Consider the following 22797-nt stretch of genomic DNA (forward strand, 5'->3'; position numbering starts at 1 on the left):
TTAAAAATGATTGTTTGAGTAAAGCGAGTTTAAAATCATTGAGGCGAGTGGAATGAAATTTAGCTTTTGACTTCGAAGCCTAGATTTTTTGCTTCGTTTTTCATCAATGGAAAAATGAAGAAGAAGGAAGCTTGAAAGTAGGACATAAAAGCCTGCAGAATAATTGACTGAAGGTTTGCGGTAATTTAGTTTACAATGTAATTAGTATTAGATAATTTTGAATTTGTACTTAGACAAAAAAATCCTGCATAAAAATGCAGGATTCAGTTGTTTGTTATTTATTGTTCAAGACCAGTTAACTGAGCAGATCTGCAATTCTTTTCTCTGCCTGTTCCACTGAAGAATACATTTCTGATTTTTTGAATAAATTCCCTTTTAAATCATAAATCTCACATTTGCCATGATTGACATAACAAGGATAGATTAATGAAATTTCACCTTTATCAGATTTATAAGAAACTGTATCTGAAAAGGGTCCATTATGTAATGACTTTTGTATTTTGTTTTCCATCTTCATTATTGCATATATACTATAGTATACGTTGTTAAAAGAAAATAGGACATGGAATTTGAAATTATTACTACTTTTCAAGCAAAAAAGACCCATTATCAGTAATGGGCCTAATTATAAACTCGTAATAAATAACTATTTTTTTTCTATCATAAGCTTGATTTACCATCATAAATCATTGTCCCTACACTGTTTGCAGGTATACTAATAATATAGGACTTCTCCTCTCCTGTCATTTTGAAATTAAATTTCTTTTGAGTGTCATTATTATTCATCAGCAACGTAACCACTTTGCCTTCAGGCGTAAGGAAAGAGACATTAGGCAGGTCTCCCATATTATTTGATTTTATTCTGTATGATCCCGTTGGGATAAACTTTGAGGCTTGCCCTACTGTATAATATGCAACGTTTCTATCGACTGTATTTCCATCAATCGTCAACGCTCCAAGACATTCAGTACAACCGCCATCTGTGTGAGGTTGAAGGTTTGAATCCGCCGCTAAATTCCATTCCAACACCGTTTTACTCCAATTTCTAGTGGCGCCAATAAACATGTTTTCAAAATGCCACATCAACGTATTACCATAATCTCCTTCATTTGCGCCTACCCATTGTTCTGTGAAATATACTTCTTTGGTAGGGTCTGCAGTTTTTATGGTAGATAAAGCAGAAATATCGCCTGCATATAAGTGGAAAGCCGAACCGTTGATGTATTGATTTGCATCTGAATTGATGATACTGATTGGATAATCAGGACGATCACAATTATGGTCATAAGTGATAATTTTTGTAGCAATACCAGCCGTCTGGAATTTTGGACCTAAATGACCCGCTATAAAATTGGCCATCTCATCTGCTTTCATCAACAAACTTGGAACATTACCAGGGTGAAGCGGTTCATTTTGAACTGTAATGGCATCTATAGTAATTCCTTCTGCCGCATACGCTTGAATATATTTCACAAAATAATCAGCATATAAACCATAATGCGATTCCATTAATGATCCTCCTTTGTAGTCGTTATTGGTTTTCATCCATGTCGGGGGTGACCAAGGTGAACCTAAAATCTTAATCGAAGGATTAATGGCCAAAATCTCCTTCAATACTGGAATCAAGTGCTCTTTATCTTTTGCAATTGTAAAATTATTTAATGTTTCATCTTCTGTTTCCGCGTAAGAGAAAGGAATAGCATCCAAATCTGAAGCCCCAACACTGACTCTCAAATAATTCACCCCAATTTCCTTTTCTTCATTACCAAATAGTTCTTTTAATAACTGTATCCTTGCAGCAGAAGACATATTGTTAATATGCATAGCACTACCTCCTGTCAAAGTATAACCAAAACCATCGATCTCCTGATAGGTTTGGTTTTTATCAATTCTTAAGGTCGAAAAAGACTCATCTTCTCCCAAAGAAGCCACATCATCAAGTAAACGAAGTCCTTGATTTTTTTGGCCACGTACATCTTCTTTTGTGGTGACGTAAACTTGAATGTTGGAAACCTCTTCCACAGTTGGAGGAGCCACGGGTGTACTTTCAGTATTGTCTGAACAAGATAAATTTCCGTATGATGTTGCCATCGTTAAAAGCAGTCCTAATAATGTATTCATTTTTCTCTTTTTCATAATTCATTGAAGTATTTGAAAAGAGCACTTTTATACCTAACAGCCCAAAGATCAAATTGAGATAGAATAAGTGCTCTTTTTTGTCTAGTCGATAGAATAGGTTGCAGTGGTATAATCATTTGCAATCTCTAGCACTATAGAATAAGTACCATCTGAGGCGATAAACTTGAAGTTGGAAACATTTACTCCTTCATCTACCAAAGCTTTATTGGTAGTAGTACCTGAAGTTGCCGTTGCATCATCTGTTGAACCTGATGCATCCGATACACCATATTCTACTTCCCATGGAGAATTAAACTTAGAATCATGACCTCCTTTTAGATCCTGATTTACCATTTTAAACTTATATGGATGCTCGTATTCCAAAGGAACTTCTAATCTCGCTTCCCAGCCTTCTCCAGTTCCATCTAACCAATGGAAAAGTTTTATATTGTAATATTGCCACTCTACTTTTGGTGCGTCAAAATCAATTGTCAGTCGATAGGCTTGATCTCTTACCACATTAATTTCTCCTGCTTCTGCAATAAAATAAGGAGCTCCTTTTACATTGTCTCCATCCGGATTTTCAGTTTCACCAATTTGCCCTAGTAAAGAATAGGAATGTCCACTTCCATCAGCTTCAGAATTCAATGTATAAGTCACTGAAGATTGTAAAGCAAGATAGTAAGGTGATGTAAATACACTTTCATCCTTGATCAACTCAATCACTGCAGCACCATCAGAAGGAATCAAGAATAATGTTTCAGGTGCTTCAATTGGGCCAGGTGCAGGCGTATCTGTTTCTACTTCTTCAAAAGAATAAGTATACCCATTTCCTAAGAAATCAAAAGAAACAATATATTCACCAATATTACTGTTTTGAAGATCTTCTTTTTCCAACCCTGCTACATCAGCGTAAGGCTCATAAACCAGATTCGTAGTACCAGGTGTCTGCTTGTACATACGTCCCCAATCTCCGTCTATTCTCAACACAAAACCGCCTTCTTTCAATAGGGAAACTGTATCTTGAAACAAGCCATTTCCTTGGTAAGGAAGGGCTACATCTCCACCCCATTCACCTTCAATTGGCGTTCCTACTATACCAACATGATTGATTTTTTCTAAAGAAAGTGTTTGATTTTTAAGATCCAGAGCAACTCTAAATACTCCGTCTTCTGTAGCCGTTATAGCACTTCCACACAATACCACTTTTCCTTCATGTAACCCATAATGAAAAGCCGGTTCTTCTTTTGCACTTACAAACTCAAAAGTCTCCTCTTTTTTCAATGCTGTGATTGTTTCAAAGAAGGTTTCATTGCCTTCAGCATCCTTAAAAACTTTCATTGGAATTGCTTCAGATATCTCACTCCCTGCCTCTGTAGCAGTACCCAACAAATACATTTGATCTGGAATGGGATCAGCAGAGAAACGTTTAAATTGAATGGGCGAAGTAGCAAATGATACTCTGGACAAAGATTGGGCTTTGACTCCCCATTTTACCTTCGCTGTCGATCCAGCCGAATAACAGGCTTGTGCTAATGCTCTATCAATGGTTTCATGTGATATATTCACTGTAACATCCTTACCGTTTTCATTGGCTTGCACCTCTAGTAAAGGATTCTCATAAGATGTGGCAGTATCTCTTACCAATACTACGGAGTAGGAAATGATAAAATCAGCAGTATTGACAGCTTCTCGCCATTCAAAATCAACGGTTTTCGAAGGGAAAACTTCATCTAAATCAATCCCTTCATCCGCCTGAGGTGCTATTGGTTTTGGGGCTGATAATTCCCAGTTTCCTTCAGGTTGCATATTCGATTTAGTAGTACATCCGAAAGCCAATGCCAACAACAATAAAAGTACTACGTTCAATGTATTTTTATTCATTTCTTTGAAAGTCTAGCGTTTATAATGGATTTTGTTCTAATGCTGGATTACGGTCCAACTCCTGCTGTGGAATAGGAAGTAACACCTTCGCCTCAGTCATATTATAATTCACGGCCTGACCTGTTCTTAAATCAATTTCAACTAAATCATTCATGGTTGAAACTGCAATATTATGTCTTACCAAATCATCCCATCGGTGCCCTTCTTGTGCCAATTCTAAACGCCTCTCCAAAAGAATTTTTTCTCTCAATACTTCTTTTGACAATCCACCACTCACTACCTCTAAATTGGCTCTAGAGCGGATTTTATTCAATTCTGACACTGCAGCACCACTTTGTCCCGTCTCATTCAACGCTTCCGCTTTCAGCAAAACAATATCCCCCAAACGAAGTAAATAAGGTCGGTCAGTAGAAGCCCAACCCATAGCTTTTTTCCACTTATAAGAGAATGGAATGCTTGTTCCTGTAGCATTGCCCCAATATTCATCTACCCAGCTCACTTCTTCAAAAAGAATAGCAGCACCTTTTCTAGTAACATCACCCTCAGCATCATAAGCCGCTACTAAGTCTTGAGAAGGGGTTACAAACTTTCTCCAAGTATCACCAGAAATCGATGGAGGCAGCAACAATTGAGGAGCAAAATTTCCTTCATCTGTACCTAAATACTGCACTTCTAAAATCGACTCTGCATTGTTATAATGTTCACCATCAAATAAATGTCCATAGTTGGTTAACAAAGAATAACCGGCAGTAGAACTTTCCATTTTTTCAATTGCTAATAACGTATTATTCCAGTCACCACTTTGTGCGTATACTTTTGCCAATAATGCATTAGCAGCACCCATTGTAGCTCTTGCCTTATTGGTAGAACCACCCAAATCATTTCCATTTTCATCTGTATAAAAATCTGGTAGAAGATTCGAGGCTTCCGTCAAGTCTGCAATTATCTGCTGGTAAACTTCCGCTCTCGAACTCCTCGGTACTCTCACATCATCAGGTGCTGTGGATTTTGTAGGTTCTAGGATTAATGGCACACCACCATGTAATTTCACTAATGTAAAGTAATGGTAAGCTCTTAAGAATAAAGCCTCCCCTTTTATTTCTAGTTTTCGCTCCTCAGATAGTTGAGGGTCTGTCACCAAATCTACCTTTTCAATTACTGTATTGGCTTTCAAGATTCCATTATAAATCTCTGACCAGTTTCTAAAAACTCTTGAATTGGTGGGCGTTACTCTTAATAAATCCGCTTCGAAAATTTCAGGATTATCTCCTCCTGCATAGGCATTGTCAGAACGGACATCTCCAAAAATGACATGATCCCATACATAATACTCTGAAGACTGAAACGTTTCGTAAGCTCCTACTAAAGCGCCTTCAATTTGTTTGGCTTTGTCGTAAGCTGTATCTGAAGTTTCCTCAGAAATAGGTTTTAAGTCTAAAAATTTATCACATGACATTGTTCCAAACGCAATGCCTGCAGCAAGTATATATTTTTTATAATTCATGTTTTCTTCAGCTAATATTAGAACGTGATATTTGCACCAATGATGACACTTCTAGTTTGAGGATATGTACCGTAATCAATACCTAATACAGTATTTGAATTACCTCCTTGATTGACCTCTGGGTCAAAACCGCTATAATTCGTCAATGTCCAAAGGTTTTCTCCTGTTACATAGAATCGAGCGGACCCCATACTCAATTTGTTAGTAATGGTTTCGGGAAGAGTATAACTCACCGTCAATGCTTTCAATCTTAAGTATGATGCATCTTCTACAAATCGTGTTGAGATTCTTGAATTGTCAGTATTTCCTGGACTTGATTTTGGAATGTCTGTTTGGTCACCAGGTCTTTTCCATCTATTCAATACAGCTGAAGACTGATTTTTAGCATCTGTCATACCTTCTGTATCAATTCTTGTGGCGTTCAACATATCACTTCCTTGTGCTCCTTGGAAGAAAACACTCAGTGTGAAACCTTTCCACATTACAGTGTTAGTAAAACCATAAATAAAATCAGGGTTCGCATCACCAATCACTTTACGGTCATCTGGTGTTGGATCAAAAGTAGAATTGCCATCCGCTCCCATATAGTAAGCATTACCCGTTTGTGGATCAACTCCTAAAAACTCATAACCATAAATAGCACCTAGTGGCTGTCCTTCTTTTATCTGAATGGCTTCACCACGCCCAGCAATACTACCAGTATAAATCTCTTGCCCTACAAGATTGGTCACTTTATTTCTATTGAATGAAATATTGAAGTTAGTAGTCCATTTTATCGCCTTATCGTAATTCACAGTATTTAAATTGAACTCAATACCTCTGTTCTCTAAAGCTCCAATATTTTGAATGGCGTTATCATAACCCGTAGATCTTGGTAGTGGGGCATTTAATAATAAATCACTTGTTCTTTTGATGTAAGCATCTGCGGTCAACTCAATTCTATCATGCAACAACCCTAAATCAATACCGATGTTGGTTTGCTCTGATTCCTCCCATTTCAATTTTTGATTTTCAATGGAAGCTGGATAAGATCCTGGCTGTGTTACTCCTCCAATAGGATAATTAGATCCAATACCTACTTTACCCATATAAGCATAAGTACCAATATTATCATTACCTACAATACCATATCCTGCACGTAATTTAAGGTCAGAAATGGCTTCCACATTTTTCAAAAATGCTTCTTCTGAAACTCTCCAACCTGCTGAGAAAGAAGGAAAAATACCCCATCGGTTTCTTGGTCCAAATACGCTAGAACCATCCACACGGACATTGGCTGTAAGCAAGTATTTGTTGTTAAAAGCATAATTTACTCTTCCAATAAAAGAGGCATTCGCTTTTTCAGATTCATAGGCCGTTGCCGAAGCAATTTCAGATCCTCCATTTGGTGTTGTAACAGCATCAGAAGCAAAATTTCTTCTCTCTATGTTACTGCCTTGCCAGTGGTACTTCTGAATGACTGAACCTGCCAAAACCTGAATTTTGTGCTTATTGACCTCTTTGTTATACTGTAATGTATTGTCAAAAATGTAATAAGAGTTATTATTCTGTGAAACGATAGACTGACCATTTAATGCTCTTCCATAAGATGTTAAATAAGGATCTAAAAAGAAGTCATACTTATCTGTATTGTTATCTATACCCAAGTTAGTTTTAAATGTAAAGTCTTTTAGAAATGAGACTTCTGCATAAAAATTACCTAAAAATCTTTTATTATTATACCCTCTGATGGACCCATCTGTACTTGAAATCGGGTTCTCCCAATCTTGGAAAGGGTTTGAAGTAAAAGTCCCATCCTGATTGTAAATTCCAATCACTGGCGGTGTTGTCAACGCTCCCAAAAGTACACCTCCTTGATTGACTGCTTGATTATCTTTCACGTCAACATCATTGTAATCAACATAGGAAACTCTTGACCCTAATTTCAGCCAATTGTTGACCTCTTGATCAAGATTTACCTTAAAATTAGCCCTGTTCATCTCTGCGCTTCTCACTGCTCCTTGGGAACCCGTAAAACCACCTGATATATAATAATTGGTTTTGTCTGATTTGCCTGAAATTGCCAATTGGTAATTCTGAGTATACCCTGTCTGAAAGACTTCATTTTGCCAATCTGTATTATTTTGGAAGTCGTTCCAATCCGTATTATAACCCATCTCAGTCATCAAATCACGGTATTGCTCTCCATTTAGGACTTCTTGTGTTCTCCAAACTTCATTCACCCCTCCATAAACATCTAAAGAAACTGAAGGTTTGGTAGAAGTACCTTTTTTGGTTGTAATTAAGACCACACCATTGGCTCCTTGTGCACCATAAATCGCCGCCGCTGAGGCATCTTTCAATACTGAAACACTTTCAATATCTGATGGGCTGAGTGATCTTGTATCTGAAGTGGGTACTCCATCCACCACATACAATGGTTCAGAACCTGCATTAATAGAGTTGGTACCACGAATACGCATTGAAATGCCTTGTGAAGGTTTTCCAGAAGAAGCTTGCACTTGAACACCCGCCACTTTTCCTTGGATTAGTGAACCAACTTGCGTGTTAGGACGTGATTCCATTTCCTCACTTCCTACCACACTGACTGAACCCGTCACGTCTTTTTTGTTTTGAGTACCGTAACCAATCACTACTAACTCATCCAAACGAATCATATCTTCTTTCAGAGTGATGTTGATTTGATTTTGGCTTCCAATAGTCACCTCTTCTGAGATCATTCCGATATAACTAAATACCAAAATATCTTTTGTACTACTTGCAGTAATTCTGTAGTCACCATTGAAATCAGTGGTCGTGCCTGTAGTTGTATTTTTAATTAAAATTGTAACGCCTGGTATCCCTTCACCATTTTGATCGATGACAGTACCACTAATTGTATTCTGTGCTAACACTTCGGTGAACCCAAAGAGTATTAAAGAAAATAAGAGTATTAGTACACTACTTTTCTCTAAAAAATAAGCAGTAAAAACTTTTGTCATTATAGTATAACTTAAAGTCAAAATAAACAGATAAATTTCATTTCATGTGCCGGTAAACAGTAATAGTATTACGAAGTCAGCTGATGCTTACCGAACATTACAAATTTGACCCCTATAAAATGTAACTCATACACTTAGTAGTAAAATAGTAGACTTTAAACTACAGTAAAACACTCATAACCTTACACTTAAAAAAGTAAAGGCAACCAAAAATAGTAGATGATTTATAGAATAATTCAACTACTATTTTAGAGTTTAAACATCGATTATCAATTAAATAAAGGTTAGAACTTCAAGATGAAATATGAATCAATGCTAAAATATAATATGTATTACTTTGTTTACTCGAAATGAATCTTTAGATTAGTTTTACAAATGTCAAATTAATGTATTTATCATATTTAAAGCACTAACTTATGAAAGCAAATCATTTATTATCTATCCTTCTCTCTGCCCTTTTATTTTCGTGTGGGCTCTCTAATGACCAACAGCTTGAAGAAAAACTGAGACAAGAAATCACATCTGGGAAAAAGACGATTGAATTTGAAAAGCTAACAAATTTTGAATGGGAAAACTTACTTATTTTGGGTCCCTACTCACAGATAAAAAATATTGAAAAGGAATTGGATGTTGACCTCTGTGAAATCGAACATTTCAATGTTCAAACACGAGATGACGTCAATTTGATTGTTTTCATGGTGGGTAGACAACCTGTAAATGTCATTGTTTATCCACATTACCCAGGTGATTTTTCTGGCAATGCTAGCAAACTCATCCCAAAATCTGATGCTAATTTTGAAGTAGTGGTGGTAGCAGACAAGAAAACCAAAAATGGTGAACAGTGGATTGATATGAAGCTGAATACTTTGTAAACAAAGTTTTCTTCTAACTATCGAAATCTCTACAAGCTTTTTACGCTCCTCTTTTTTCCATTACTGAATACATTGTAAACTAAATTATCGTAAATTGAAGATCTTAAATTTAAAGAGATGAAAAGAGATCATATTCAATTAAGTGAAGAAGAAAAAAATCACATCAAAGAACTTCTTTCTAAAGGCGATATAAAATCAAGAGTAAGTCTTCGTTTGACTTCTTTACTATTGCTCAATGAGCACAAAACATATAAGGAAGTGGCTTCTATTTTACAGGTAAGACTAGCCACTGTTTCAGATTGGAAAAAGAAATATAATTTAGAAGGATTAAATTCTTTACTGGCCGAAAAACCTCGAAGTGGCCGTCCTGCAGGCCTAACTGGTGAAAATAAAGCAAAAATTACAGCTTTAGCTTGCAGTACACCTCCTGAAGGTTATTCTAAATGGACCTTAAGAATGTTGGCCGATAAAGTCGTCGAATTAGGTTATGCAGATGAAATCTCTCATACACATGTTCAAGATATATTGAAAAAAACGAACTTAAGCCTCACCTCAAAAGACAATGGTGTATAAGTAAAATGACAGGAGACTTCATTGCAAGGATGGAGCAGATTTTATGGTTATATAACCTGCCTTATGACCCAAAATACCCTGTAATATGTTTTGATGAACGGCCTTGCTTCTTGATTGGAGATAAAGTAGAGCCTATTCCCATGCGAAAAGGAAAAGTAAAGAAGGAACATTATAGTTATGAAAAACATGGTTCATGTGTATTATTAATGGCAATAGAGCCTTTAACCGGAAAGCGATTTGGTAAAGTCTATAAGCAAAGAAGAAAACAGGAATATGCAGATTTTATGTTTGAGTTAAGCCTACTGTACACTGATGCTCATCGAATAAGATTAGTTCAGGAAAACTTGAATACACATAATAGTAGCTCTTTTTACCAGAACATGGAACCGGAAAAAGCTTTCGGTCTCACTCAAAAATTTGAATTTTATTTCACACCAAAATCAGCTAGCTGGCTTAACATGGTAGAAATTGAATTTTCAGCATTATCAAAACAATGTTTATCAGATAGAATTCCATCTCAGGAAGAATTAGAAAAAAGAGTGATGGCAGTAATCAAAGATCGTAATGACAAAAAAGTTAAATTCAAATGGCAGTTTACTAAAGAAAATGCTAGAGATATTATGCATAAAAGTTACACTCAAATATTAACGAAAACTTAGTTTACAGTGTATTAAGTACCACTTGTGTTATACTATGGAGAATTTAATTCATAAGGTTATGGGGTTAATCATACTGCTGTAGTGCTTTTTGAAGTTCTTTCTTGATGCTCTTAACAAGAGAAGCAGGTTTTAAAATTTGAACATCACCACCCAAACTCAGTAAAAAGTTTTTCAGTTCTTGATTATTTACTGCTTTAAAACTCAAACGCTTTCTTTTCTTATTTGAGGTATCTTCTGTACGGAAAGTATTATTGAACTTGTTTTGCAAAATAATCCCCTTAGAAGTGTCAATTTCAAATATAATAGTCATTACTTTTTGAGTCGTTTGAGGCTCAATACCCCAGACATAATCATAGTAACTACCATGTCCATTATTTTTGACTACCGTTTTGATTTTGGGAGTTTCTCTAATCTCTTTAATACGTGCAACAGATAAATGTCTTACTTTCTTATCCGTTTCAGAATATCCAATTAAGTACCACATGTTATTCCATTCTTTTAAGAAAAATGGTTTTACCCTTAGCCAGCTTTTCTTCCCTGAAAGGGTTTCAAACCGAATTTCAAGATCTTTTTTCTTCTCCAAATATTCTACAATGGTATCCATACGTTCTTTACCATAAAACTCCTCTTGATCGAAATAGATATAAGGATCCTCATTGGAAATATTTCTTGTGATTTTTTGATTGATTTCCTCTAAACGTTTACTTTCATCTGTAAACAATGGTGAGTTTTTAAAAATACTTACAGATTTTAATAAGTTTCTAATATAGAGCAAGTCGGAAGCTGAAACGTTAGAATCAAAAATTGAAAAGTTATTTTCTGCTGCCCAGTCATGGTAACAATAGCCAAAATCATAATCAACATCTACATCTGTACAATTTTCTATATCGGGATATAGCTCTCTCTGACGTTTATCTTTACGCTTACTGACAATTAAGCGATTATCCTTGGGAAGAATAATACTTACTTTTTCCGTTCCGTCCTTACGTTTTTTTGTTTCTAGTTCGTGTGTAAAATCAGGGTGTGCTTTTTCCCCATACAATACGCACATATCCATAATATCTTGTTTGATCGTTCTTTCACTTACCCTAGATTCTTCTCTTTTATATCCTAAATCAAAAAGTTTATTTCTACAAGCCGTTGCTAATTGTGGCCAAGGATACGCTTTTTTAGTACTCAGCATTTCATCAATTACCTCAAATCGCACTGCCTGTGATTTATTTCTAGTCTTTGCCATATCATTATTTTTATTATGCAATTCTACTGCATAGTCAATACTTTACTTTGTAGTATCAAGTTAAAGAAATCACATCACTAATAGAAAAAATCATGAAGAAATAAAATTTAAAGATGCGATTCTACAGCATAGTCACTCCTTTTCTTTGGAATAGAAAACGTAGAGCATCATTGGAAGATATATTTTAGAAATGTTACAAACATGTTCTTATTGATCACACAAAAATTAATACTATTATGACACAAATCACAACAAAAATCAGCAACACTCTTTCTACACTTGGTCTTGGTAGCAAAGTAACTCTTCAAGAGAGTATGAACCTCTTTGTTGGAAATGCTTACACTAGCAATGCAGGCAACACGTATTTCAATGGGCTTCGTTTTACGCCTGATATTGTGATAAAAGAGAGTATAGGGCAAGGCCATACACATACCTTTCTTAACGGTTTGAAGATTTATGCCCCTGACGGTACGCTTATTTCTGAAGAAAACTACCACTGCTTTTATTATTCAAAAGACAATATTCGTCATCAAGCCAAAAATATACTTCTAGATGCACTCATGGATACCGCTAAAAGAAAGGGTATACAGCTACTGAAAGAGCAAGTTAAAAAACAAGTAGGTAAAGTCATTGATATGGCGATCGACCGTCCTCAAACAGAAATGCTGGAGCAGTTTGCGCAAAAGCAAAAGAGACTAGGGTAATCTTCATCATAAGCTCTTAAGTCATGGACTTATGATGGAGAGTGACAGTGCAAATTAACTACACAATTCCCCTTTAGGTTTGTAGTATCAAATTATTATTCACTTTAAATTTTATCATTATGACAGATCAAAACAAAACAATCGCAATCATCGCTAATACACTTACAAATGATATTTCGGAAGGCACTTATGATCAAGACAAAGGCCTGCAAGTAGTAGCAATGATAATGAGTAATTCGGGTTTCAGGTGCCAAGTAGGACAAAGGCAAGTTGGCAATCTTATAATTCAGGAAGCTACAGCTGATGGCACAGGAATCACCTATTTTTCAGGGATAAAAGCCTTTAAAGTAGATGGAGATCAGCGTACTCTTTTGAATGAGAAAAACTTTAAAAAAGGCACTCGTTACAGTCGACAATTTGCAAGAAAAGAAGCCGAAGACCTTATCATTAATATCATAGTAGACTCTCTTTACAGGCAAAATGTAAAAGTTCAAGCTAGTGATCTAATGGATAAAGTGCGTGACCTATTGGACAAAAGCTACTTTGAGCAAACAGATGAGGCAATAATGGGACTGATGAAGGAGTGGGAATTGTTGTTGTAGTCTTTGCTGGTTTGATTTTAAGTGCTCTATGTGAAACCATGAGCGGTAATACTTCACTACAGTAACACTTAGGTGTCGCTTTCGTTTACTTTTAATTTTATCATCAATCATGACAACATCAATAAAACTCAACAGCACGTTTAACTTTGGGAAATACAAAAATCAAAAGGTACAGGAAGTTGCCAATAAAGACCCGAAGTACATCATTTGGAATATTGAAAACAATAAAGATCTGTTTGTAGAAGCGGAAGTGATTGCTTTTTGCAAATCTATTCTTCCCGATTTCCAACTTTCTGAAAAAGCTTCCCAACGCTGGTCAAACATTCACCGAAAGCAGTATAACAAAGCCATTAAATTTTTAAAAGAAAAAGGACGCCTTATAGATGTGACGCCCTCTCCGTTTGTGCATGTTTCCTAGGATTTGATCCTTAATTGCTGTGCCGTCATTGCCCAATTGTTGACAGGCATTGTCCATTTTTTACTGATATTATTCAGTGCTAAATAGATCAATTTAAGTACCGACATATCATTAGGGAATACACTTTTATTTTTGGTAACCTTGCGAATTTGTCGGTGAAAACCTTCTACCGCATTGGTGATGTATATCATTTTACGGATCATGGGATCATAACTGAAATAGGCACTTAATTCCGACCAGTTCCGTTGCCATGATTCTATGACAATAGGATACTTCTTCCCCCATTTCTGTATATCATTTTACGGATCATGGGATCATAACTGAAATAGGCACTTAATTCCGACCAGTTCCGTTGCCATGATTCTATGACAATAGGATACTTCTTCCCCCATTTCTCCTCTAAATTGAGCAATTCATCTTCTGCAATTTCCTTATTCATGGCCTGATAGACGAGCTTCAAGTCTCTCATAAATTCTTTCTGGTCCTTAGAGGCTACATATTTGATTGAACCTCGTACCTGATGAATAACACACTTCTGAATCTCTGTAGCTGGAAAAACGCTGAGAATAGCCTCTGAGAAGCCTTTTAGGTTATCTGTGCAGGCAATTAGAATATCTTCAACTCCTCGACTTTTGAGGTCGGTAAGCACCTGCAACCAAAAGTTTGCACCTTCGCTTTCGGAGATATACATCCCAATCAACTCCTTTTTGCCTTCTTTATTGAGTGCCAAAATGTTGTAAACAGCACGAGATTCTGTACGTCTATCTTCTCCTTTTACCTTAAAATGAATCGCATCCATCCAAACAATAGGGTAAACACTATCAAGGGCTCTGTTTTGCCATAGCTTTACCTCAGGGGTAATCCTGTCAATAATTCCAGAAAGTGTCTGATTGCTGATAGATACATCATACAGTTCCTTGATATGTTCTGAGATATCCGCTAAACTCATCCCTTTTGAATAAAGGGAAAGAATTTTTGGGCCATATTATCTGCAAGGACTGTCTCTCGTTTTGGAATAATACTAGGTTCAAAACTAGAATTACGGTCCTGTGGAGTAGTGACCTCTATTTCACCTGGGATAGTTTTGACTGTTTTACTCCTTTTACCATTACGTTTGTTCTTTGGTGCTTTTTTATCTCTTGATTCTTCCTCTAAATGAGAAGACATTTCTGCATCAAGTGCACTATCTAAAAATTGTTTTAATAGAGGTGCGAATACACCGCCTTCACCAGTAAGTGATTGACCGGATAAAAGTTGTTTTAGTACTAAGTCTCGCATTTGCTTAAACTCAGCACTTTCTTTTGAGGATTGCTTTGCCATAATTTTCAATATATAAAATTTAAAAATTACGGACAGCGTTTATTTTATACTCTCTTTTTATCCATAAAAAAATCGTTCTCTAATTTAAAGAACGATTTAGTTTAAAACCTATTTATATATTATTATTACTTGTGATTTGTCATTTTAAGTATTCAACTTTTACACTGTAAACTACATCACTTTTTTGTCTAGCTCCATTTTGAAAACAAATGCATGTTCACAAGGCTTTTCTTTAGGAAGTACAATCTCCAAACCTTCGCCTTTTCTTGACCAATTCAATTTCTCATTAGATCCAATAAGTTTCAGGCTTTTAATTTCACTTTTCAAATACGCTTTTTCAGTACCTAAACTTTTGATCGAAATCTTACCGTCCTTTGGCCAATCCAATGCAATTGCATAAAGGTTATTACCGTTCGTTGTGAATCGAATATCTTCAGCAACAGCTTCTTTATTTTTATGTTCACTCAAGTGGCCTTCCTTGATTTCTTGAGGACCTTCACCATAAACTACCCAAGGACGAGTATCATAAATTGCTTCTCCATTCATTCTCAACCATTGCCCCATTTCTTTCAAACGAGTGACCACTCCCTCAGGAATTTCACCGTTGGCTTTTGGAGGAATATTCAGTAGCACGGCTCCATTTTTAGAAACTACATCCACCAAAAAGTCAATCAGTCTGTTGGTTGATTTGTACTTTGGATCATCAATATCACACCAAGCTTTCCAGTCTACAGAGTCATCCGTAAGCCATACAAAAGGTTGTTTGTCTTTCATTCTAGAACGCTCCAGATCAAGAACTGCAGTGCCTTTTTCCATATCTTCAAACTTATAGGTACAAACTACTTCCTTGCCCCATTTCTGTGCATTATTGTAGTAATTGGCTAAGAACTGCTTTCTGTGCTTTTCATCAATGATATCCATTCGATTATCAAACCAAATAATATCCGGCTGATACTTTTCCATCAGCTCATCCAAACGGGCCAGCCATTCATCATTGAACTTTTTGTCTGGCAATGGATCACTCTTTACATCTGCCATTGTAAAAGTACCTTTGGGAGTATATGGTCCATATAGACCTTCATATTCGGGGTTTCCGGCATCCGTTGATTTATCCCAAGTTGGGTACCAAGCGTACATCCAGTGTCTGTGATAAGTGGCAATAAACTTCATATCGTACTTCTTCACCGCTTTAGCCATCTCACCCACAATATCCTTTTTCGGTCCCATTTCCATGGCATCCCAGTGCGTCAATTCACTATCCCACATAGCAAAACCATCGGCATGTTCCGCTACAGGACCAGCAAATTGAGCACCAGCTTCTTTAAAAAGTTTTGCCCATTCGTCTGCATCAAAATGCTCTCCCGTAAACATTGGAATAAAATCTTTGTACCCAAATTTATCGAGCGTACCATATTTTTCCTCATGGTGTTTTCTGATTTTGCTTCCTTCATTATACATATGGTGAGAATACCATTCTGTTTCATAAGCAGGCACAGAATAAGGGCCCCAGTGGAAATAAATTCCAAACTTTGAGTTTTTCCACCATTCCGGTACTTGGTATTGACTCAATGATTCCCAGTCTGCTTCATATTTTATTTCCTGCGTTTCTTTTACTTTATCAGTTGTCGCACACCCTGCTAGTAAGGCGCCTAATAAGGCTCCTGTTATGTATTTTTTAATCATGATTTGTTGTTGCTTTTATGGTTGATAAGATTGAATAATGAAGAAAAAATGGTTCGTGAGACACAAGCATTTCGCCCCTACAAAAGCTGTACTATCAACATAATATATTGTTACGTTATATAGAGTCCAATGCCTTTTGGCTAACGAACCATCATAATAACCACTTATTCTTTCTTCATTTACCTGTATCTTTAGTTTCTATTCAAACTTCACATCTTTGAAGTTCATCAGGAAACCATTATTGCCTTTGAAAACAATGAAGATTTTCTCATTTTTAGCTACTTGTGAATTGATATCTGAAGTAAGGTTAGTCCAGTTTTGCCAGCCTCCCGTTTTTTCAATTTGGAAAGAAGCAAGAAGTTCTCCTTTTGGATCTTGCTTTCTAATTTCTACCACTCCACCATTATTTGGAGAAGCAACACCAATAGTTACCTTTTGAGGTTGTTGGTGAAACAAAAGATTATTAAACATCAAATAATCTCCATTTTCAATGTATCCTACATTCTTTCCACCTAATTTACAAGTTTCAGTCATTACACCTTCTTGATCAGAGAAATTAGATGCGTCAACTCCAGCAAAAGCATCAAACATTTGCTTTGCTTTATCTGTACTGAAACTGATTACATCTCCGTTTTCAAGAGTTGGTATTTTAGAAACTTTCGCCCCATTGATATGTAAGTCTCCTTGTACCAATGCCTCCTTTAAAATATGTGGATAAGCCTTATTGATTGCTTTAGAAGTATAAACTACACCTTGATTAGGTTGAAATATAATTCTCTGTTTAGATTGATTGAATAATTCAATATTGTCTGTTTTACCAAGAAGAACATCATTTTTTTTCATGCACTGCATCCAATCCAATTGAAGACTTTCAGTGTTTCCACTAAATTTAAAAGATAAGTTTTGCATTCCTTTTGGAGAAAATTTCGTTTTACCTTTTACTAATCTCCATTCTCCTTCTTTCATTTCAGGAACATCCACTGTTACCCAGCTTTTACCATTCACTCGAACTTCAAAAGATGTTTTCTCTGTCGAACTTACAAAGAAAGCGACTTGAGTAAATTTCTGTTTTTCAAAGTTGATATCATGAATTTCCAATTGAGTTTTAGGAGAAATACGTTTCACTACCCAGTTGACATCAGCAGAATTGGTTTTCTCTACTTTTCCTTTTTCTAATACACTATAACGGTCAACTTGAATTGCATCTTTAGCAAACAATTTTGCAATACCTCTTTGTGTTGCTTTTATCTCTGGAATATTTCCTTCCTCATCAAAGTAAATTCTATCAGCACACATTGATCTTCTATGCTTATTACCAGAAATATCCATATGATGATAAAACAGTAACCACTCTCCTTTATATTCTACAAATGAATGATGATTGGTCCAACAACCATCTTTCCATCTTTCTAAAACTCTTCCTTTATACTCAAAAGGTCCTCTTGGGCTGTCACCTACGGCGTAAGCAATTTCTTCTGATCCTTCAGGTGCGTGAGGGAAAGTGAAATAATACTTATTGTTTCTCTTGAACATAAATGGTCCTTCTTTATATTTAGCAGGTAAGCCTTGTACTTTTTGGGGCTTTGTCTTAATGGTTTTCATATCTTGATGCAACTCTACGAAGAACAGGTTTTCACCTCCACCGTAATAAAGATAAATACTTCCGTCATCATCAATAAATACATTAGGGTCAATCCCCTCAATACCTTCTATATACGATTCTTCTGGAGTATAAGGTCCAGATGGCGTATTCGCCACTGCTACGCCAATCCTTCTAAAGGCACTTTTGTCTTTTGGCATTGCAGGAAAATAAAAATAGTATTTCCCGTCTTTTTCAATACAATCAGGCGCCCACATACCATAACTGTCTTTCTCTACCCACGGCACTGTGTTGTGTGACAATATTTCTCCATGATCTTTCCAATTCGTAAGATCAGTAGTAGAATAAACATGGTAATCTGGCATACAAAAGCCATTATTCCCTTGGATTTGAGTACATGTTGTATCAGATGATGGAAACACAAATAATGTATCATTCATCACTCTTGCTGTAGGGTCAGCCGAAAATCGATGCGTGATCAAAGGATTTTGAGCAGAAGTGGTATAATTAATACCAAGTCCGAACAAAATGATCAGATAGTAAAAGTTTAGTTTCATGCTGTCTTTAATAATTCATTAATCCATAACTTAAGTCCAATAACACATTATTATTTAAGATAGCCCCGAAAGAATTAACATGAAATTTAGTAAATTCTTTAAAGAGCATTTCACCCCCACATTTCATTTAATTCTCCCCCCGATCAAAATAAAAAAAAGCTCCCAGAATACCATTTAAACAGTATCTGAGAGCTTCATAATTTAGAAAGCAAGTGATCTATAAGTGTCTACTGATGATTGTTAAATCAATAAATCAGACTATTATTGAGCAACCGCTACTTTATAATCTGTATACCCTTTTTCACCAGGGGTGTAGAAAGTATCAAAGTCTGGACTAGCAATGTCGGCATTTTCTTTGAAACGGTCAACTAAATCAGGATTAGAAATAAATGGTCTTCCAAATGCCACTAAATCACCCTCTTCCGCTTCTAGAATAGCTTCCGCTTTTTCTTTATCTAATCCACCGCTGGCAATAAACGTATTCTTAAACGCTGATTTCAATTTTTCTTTGATGGATTTTGGTACTTCTGGTGCTCCCATTGCACTGTGATCTACAATATGTAGATACACAAGGTCCAATTCATTCAAAGCATCAACGAATGCTAAATACTGCTCATCAATTCCTTCAAATGGAGCAAGGTCATTAAAAACACCATAAGGAGAAACACGTATTCCAACTTTATCTCCACCAATGGCCTCTACTACTCCTTTGGCAACTTCAATCGCAAATCGATTTCTGTTCTCAGGGCTTCCACCGTACTCATCAGTTCTCTGATTGGTCACAGGACTCAAGAATTGGTTGATTAAGTAACCATTCGCAGCGTGTAATTCAATGCCATCCATACCACTCTCAACTGCATTTTTAGAAGCCATCACAAATTCTTGTACAGCTTCTTTGATATCTTCGATGGTCATTTCTTCTGGAACAGGATACGGTTGATTTCCTTCTGCATCTGTATACATCTCTCCACTCAACGCAATAGCTGAAGGTGCCAAAACTCTTGCATCTGATGTCATATTTAATGGATGAGATACACGACCTGTGTGCATTAACTGCATAAAAATTTTCCCACCTTCTTCATGAACGGCTGAAGTCACTTTTTTCCAGCCTTCCACTTGTTCAGAGGAATAAACACCTGGAATACGAGCATAACCTAATCCATTTTTTGAAGGAGCAACTCCTTCTGTAATAATTAAGCCCGCAGAAGCTCTTTGAGCGTAATATGTTGCCATTAAATCTGTTGGAATGTTGTCCACTGCTCTACAACGGGTCATTGGTGCCATTACAACTCTGTTATTTAATGATATTTTGCCTAATGAATAAGAAGAAAATAGTTTCATGTTTATAATGTTCGTTTTTACATATATTGTTTCAACAAATATAAATGAATATTAGAGATAAAAAAATGAAATTAAAATTTTTCACATAGAATTAATTTTGACACAGATAAACACAAAATAATAGATCATAGGAAGTAAAAAATCTCCCCGCTTTTTAATAATAATAATTAGCTGCTATGATTTTGAATTAGAGTATCTTTAGATAGAATAAACAACTTTTAAATATTATATGGCATGAGGCTAAAAACATTTTTTTCCTTACTAATAATTGTATTACTCAATATCAACGTACAGGGACAAGATTCTCCACAGACTTTTCAAAACCCTATTATAAGTGGATACCACCCCGATCCTTCAATATGTAGAGTAGGTGAGGATTACTATTTAGTCAATTCTTCTTTTACATGGTTTCCTGGTTTACCTATCTATCACAGTAAAGATCTTGTCAATTGGGAACAAATTGGGAATGCAGTTTCAGATCCAGAAAGCTATAATTTTGATGGCTTAAAAGATAAACTAGGGCTTTTTGCTCCTACTATCAGACATCATGAAGGCACTTTTTATATTATCAATACTTGTGTAGGATGCAAAATGAATTTCTACATCACGGCTAAAAATCCAGCAGGTCCATGGTCAAAACCCATCTGGCTAAAAGATGCTCCTGGTATTGATCCTTCTTTATTTTGGGATGATGATGGAAAATGCTACTACACAGGTATGAACGGTATAAAAGAAAAACAATGGCCCAATCAAACAGTAGTTTACAATCAAGAACTAGACCTTACAACAGGTCAATTAATTGGTGAAAGACATGAACTTACTTATGGACACGCTAATAACGCTTCTTACACTGAAGGTCCTCACTTATACAAAATCAATGGCAAATACCTTCTTTTAGTTTCCGAAGGGGGAACTGAATTTAATCATGCCATGTCAGTACACCATAGTGACAATGTAAATGGTCCTTATGTAACTGACATTGTAAATCCAGTACTCTCTCACAGGCATCTTGGTCAAGATTTCCCCTTATATGCTATTGGCCATGGAGATCTAGTTGAGACACAAAATGGTGAGTGGTGGTCTGTTATGCTAGGTAAAAGGTTAAATCATGGCATTACAACTTTAGCAAGGGAAACATTTTTAGCAAAAGTTGATTTCGAAGGCCAAACTCCCGTTTTTAATAGAGGAACAGGTCAAGTTTTATTTGAACAAAAACGCCCTAACCTACCTTGGTCTCCAGTCCCTGAATTACCTATTGTAGATCATTTTGAAGAGGAGAAACTTGCTTTCAAATGGTGTACTGTTAGAACTCCAAAAGCATCATTCTATGAAGTATCAGATGGAAAATTAAAGCTAAAAGTAAGAGAACAAGTGATGAGTGATTTAACGAATTCTTCATTATTAATTCAAAGAATTACCGATCACGATTTTGAAGCTTCTACTCATCTATCTTTTAAAGCTTCAAAACCAAATGAGCAGGCTGGACTATCCATCTACAGAACAAATGAAAATCACTTTAACCTCTTAAAAGAGAAAAATTCAATAGTTTTGATTGAAAGTTTTAAGGGAGTTATTAATGAACTTGCTAGAGTTCCTTACAAAGGGAAAGAAGTGATTTTCAAAGCCGTTGCAAAAGATATGAAAGTTCAGTTTTTCTTTGGTCAAGATGAAGATCACCTCACACCTATTGGAGAAGCTAGAAGTTTGATAATTATCGCTGATGCTCAAGGAAACGCACAATTCAATGGATCTGGAATTGGTATGTATACCACCAGTAATGGTATTCCATCTAAAAATACAGCAGTATATGATTGGTTTTCTTATGAAGGTAAAGATAATGCTAAAAAAGTAGTTGATTAACTAAGTCACTTTTTTGTAAACAATAAACTAAGTTTTAAAATAATTGCGGTTTACAGAAATCAGAAGATTACTGATGATTTGTAGGTCTCAAAAGTTTGTTAGAACATTTATTGAAAATTGATGATAATTTAGTTTTCATTCTAACCTAAACCGTTACTTAAGCGACTAGAAGAAATTATTATTCCATTTCTAGTCGCTTTTATTTTTTATCAATCACCTATTATTTCTTTTAAAGAATGATAACACTGACAATTAAGATTAACGTAAGGATCTATTAAAATTAGTGGTAAATTTCGGTTTTACTTCAACAAACTTATCTTAAACACTTTAAAAATATGTCAGGAATAAAAGCAATTCGTTTTGTAGGTCTTTTAGAAGGAATTTCTTATCTATTAATTTTATTTGTATCAATGCCATTGAAATACTATGCAGGTATGAGTGAGCCTAACAAAATTATTGGAATGGGACATGGTATACTATTTATTCTTTATATAGTGATTGTCCTATATATTCATTTCACCATTAAATGGGGTATTAAAAATAGTATTTGGGCTTTTATAGCATCATTGATTCCTTTTGGAACCTTTGTAGCAGATAAGAAAATATTCAAAGGCTTTGATAACTAAGCTTTTACTCCTATAGTTCAGAGTGATACTATCAAGAATGCTCTGAACTATGGATATTACATAGAGAAGATGATTTTCTGAAAAGTATACACAAAAAAAGGTTAGTCAACATCTTGTGTTAACTAACCTTCTGTATTTAATGAATGTGGCACCGACTTACTCTCCCGGGGGTTAACCCAGTACCATCAGCACGGTAGGGCTTAACTGCTCTGTTCGGAATGGGAAGAGGTGAACACCTACGTCATTGGCACCATCAAT

The 22797-nt window shown here is 35.8% G+C and carries 17 protein-coding genes, 1 rRNA gene and 1 pseudogene; 8 read left to right on the forward strand and 11 right to left on the reverse strand.

All coding sequences use genetic code 11. The features are described 5' to 3' along the window. Positions 1–295: 295 nt before the first annotated feature. The 5 genes from AVL50_RS09960 to AVL50_RS09980 all read right to left on the reverse strand — a co-directional run bounded on the left by AVL50_RS09960 (position 296) and on the right by AVL50_RS09980 (position 8487). On the reverse strand, positions 296–511 hold the full coding sequence (locus AVL50_RS09960) for a hypothetical protein (protein WP_157491251.1): 216 nt from the start codon (positions 509–511) through the stop codon (positions 296–298). 149 nt (positions 512–660) lie between these two features. Continuing rightward, positions 661–2136, reverse strand: a complete 1476-nt coding sequence (locus AVL50_RS09965; RefSeq protein WP_062616355.1) for a glycoside hydrolase family 30 beta sandwich domain-containing protein — start codon at positions 2134–2136, stop codon at positions 661–663. 84 nt (positions 2137–2220) lie between these two features. Further along, complete coding sequence (locus AVL50_RS09970; protein WP_062616356.1) at positions 2221–4002, reverse strand: SusE domain-containing protein; 1782 nt, start codon at positions 4000–4002, stop codon at positions 2221–2223. 19 nt (positions 4003–4021) lie between these two features. Continuing rightward, on the reverse strand, positions 4022–5506 hold the full coding sequence (locus tag AVL50_RS09975; RefSeq protein WP_062616357.1) for a RagB/SusD family nutrient uptake outer membrane protein: 1485 nt from the start codon (positions 5504–5506) through the stop codon (positions 4022–4024). 17 nt (positions 5507–5523) lie between these two features. Beyond that, on the reverse strand, positions 5524–8487 hold the full coding sequence (locus AVL50_RS09980; protein ID WP_062616358.1) for a TonB-dependent receptor: 2964 nt from the start codon (positions 8485–8487) through the stop codon (positions 5524–5526). Between the two features lie 416 nt (positions 8488–8903). Between AVL50_RS09980 and AVL50_RS09985 the strand changes: the two genes are divergently transcribed. From AVL50_RS09985 to AVL50_RS09995, 3 genes are all read left to right on the forward strand, one after another. Further along, on the forward strand, positions 8904–9359 hold the full coding sequence (locus tag AVL50_RS09985; RefSeq protein ID WP_062616359.1) for a hypothetical protein: 456 nt from the start codon (positions 8904–8906) through the stop codon (positions 9357–9359). Positions 9360–9476: 117 nt separating this feature from the next. After that, a complete protein-coding gene (locus AVL50_RS09990) occupies positions 9477–9932 on the forward strand; it encodes a helix-turn-helix domain-containing protein (protein ID WP_062616360.1) in 456 nt (151 codons plus the stop codon). Continuing rightward, positions 9929–10591 (forward strand): IS630 family transposase, encoded by a 663-nt coding sequence (locus AVL50_RS09995; protein ID WP_253764269.1) that lies wholly within the window; start codon positions 9929–9931, stop codon positions 10589–10591. Before AVL50_RS09990 ends, AVL50_RS09995 begins: the two co-directional genes overlap by 4 nt. A 64-nt stretch (positions 10592–10655) precedes the next feature. Here the strand turns inward: AVL50_RS09995 and AVL50_RS10000 are convergent, their stop codons facing one another. Then, positions 10656–11828 (reverse strand): YafY family protein, encoded by a 1173-nt coding sequence (locus AVL50_RS10000; protein ID WP_062616361.1) that lies wholly within the window; start codon positions 11826–11828, stop codon positions 10656–10658. 236 nt (positions 11829–12064) lie between these two features. Between AVL50_RS10000 and AVL50_RS10005 the strand changes: the two genes are divergently transcribed. The 3 genes from AVL50_RS10005 to AVL50_RS10015 all read left to right on the forward strand — a co-directional run bounded on the left by AVL50_RS10005 (position 12065) and on the right by AVL50_RS10015 (position 13552). Continuing rightward, entirely contained in the window at positions 12065–12532 is a 468-nt protein-coding gene (locus tag AVL50_RS10005) for a hypothetical protein (RefSeq protein ID WP_062616362.1), read from the forward strand. A gap of 119 nt (positions 12533–12651) precedes the next feature. Then, complete coding sequence (locus AVL50_RS10010; protein ID WP_062616363.1) at positions 12652–13134, forward strand: hypothetical protein; 483 nt, start codon at positions 12652–12654, stop codon at positions 13132–13134. Positions 13135–13243: 109 nt separating this feature from the next. Beyond that, positions 13244–13552 carry a hypothetical protein gene (locus AVL50_RS10015; RefSeq protein ID WP_062616364.1) on the forward strand — a complete coding sequence of 103 codons (309 nt, stop codon included), beginning with the start codon at positions 13244–13246 and terminating at the stop codon, positions 13550–13552. Here AVL50_RS10015 and AVL50_RS33825 read toward each other — a convergent pair. From AVL50_RS33825 to AVL50_RS10045, 4 genes and pseudogenes are all read right to left on the reverse strand, one after another. Next, positions 13549–14830 (reverse strand): annotated as a pseudogene (locus tag AVL50_RS33825) (IS256 family transposase). The gene AVL50_RS10015 and the pseudogene AVL50_RS33825 overlap by 4 nt on opposite strands. 213 nt (positions 14831–15043) lie before the next feature. Next, the gene (locus AVL50_RS10035) at positions 15044–16555 is read right to left on the reverse strand and encodes an alpha-L-fucosidase (protein WP_062616368.1); all 1512 of its coding nucleotides are present in this window, start codon (positions 16553–16555) and stop codon (positions 15044–15046) included. Positions 16556–16753: 198 nt separating this feature from the next. Then, a complete protein-coding gene (locus AVL50_RS10040; RefSeq protein WP_062616369.1) occupies positions 16754–18712 on the reverse strand; it encodes a family 43 glycosylhydrolase in 1959 nt (652 codons plus the stop codon). 261 nt (positions 18713–18973) lie between these two features. Then, on the reverse strand, positions 18974–20053 hold the full coding sequence (locus AVL50_RS10045; RefSeq protein ID WP_216639031.1) for an alkene reductase: 1080 nt from the start codon (positions 20051–20053) through the stop codon (positions 18974–18976). A gap of 234 nt (positions 20054–20287) precedes the next feature. Between AVL50_RS10045 and AVL50_RS10050 the strand changes: the two genes are divergently transcribed. After that, complete coding sequence (locus AVL50_RS10050) at positions 20288–21913, forward strand: glycoside hydrolase family 43 protein (RefSeq protein WP_062616371.1); 1626 nt, start codon at positions 20288–20290, stop codon at positions 21911–21913. Between the two features lie 335 nt (positions 21914–22248). Beyond that, the gene (locus tag AVL50_RS10055) at positions 22249–22539 is read left to right on the forward strand and encodes a DUF3817 domain-containing protein (RefSeq protein WP_062616372.1); all 291 of its coding nucleotides are present in this window, start codon (positions 22249–22251) and stop codon (positions 22537–22539) included. Positions 22540–22682: 143 nt separating this feature from the next. On the opposite strand, the gene rrf is transcribed toward AVL50_RS10055, so the two are convergent. After that, positions 22683–22794 (reverse strand): 5S ribosomal RNA (rrf, locus tag AVL50_RS10060). Positions 22795–22797 lie beyond the last annotated feature (3 nt).

The organism is Flammeovirga sp. SJP92, from assembly GCF_001583495.1.
Taxonomy (GTDB): Bacteria; Bacteroidota; Bacteroidia; order Cytophagales; family Flammeovirgaceae; genus Flammeovirga.